Origin of the sequence: Sulfitobacter sp. UBA4523, from assembly GCF_002388305.1 — a bacterium.
Taxonomy (GTDB): domain Bacteria; phylum Pseudomonadota; class Alphaproteobacteria; order Rhodobacterales; family Rhodobacteraceae; genus Sulfitobacter; species Sulfitobacter pontiacus.
Map to the genome: position 1 here is coordinate 1 of NZ_DGMH01000074.1, position 217 is coordinate 217.

A 217-nucleotide genomic window follows, 5' to 3' on the forward strand; every position below is an offset into this window, starting at 1 on the left:
ATCCCGACTGCAAAGCGGGTTCCAATCGCCCTCACATATATCACCGGTATCGGTAACTCCTCGGCAGCTGCAATCTGCGAAGCTGTTGGCATCGATTCCACACGTCGTATCAACGAACTTTCGGATGCTGAAATCCTGAAAATCCGTGAGTATATCGACGAAAACTACACCGTCGAAGGTGACCTGCGTCGCGACACGCAGATGAACATCAAGCGTC

Annotated in this window: 1 protein-coding gene; it reads left to right on the forward strand. The window is 51.6% G+C overall.

Translation table 11 applies throughout. The features are described 5' to 3' along the window. Nucleotides 1–217, forward strand: a 217-nt coding sequence (gene rpsM, locus B3849_RS17305; protein ID WP_286780474.1) for a 30S ribosomal protein S13, incomplete at both ends; no start/stop codon positions are given.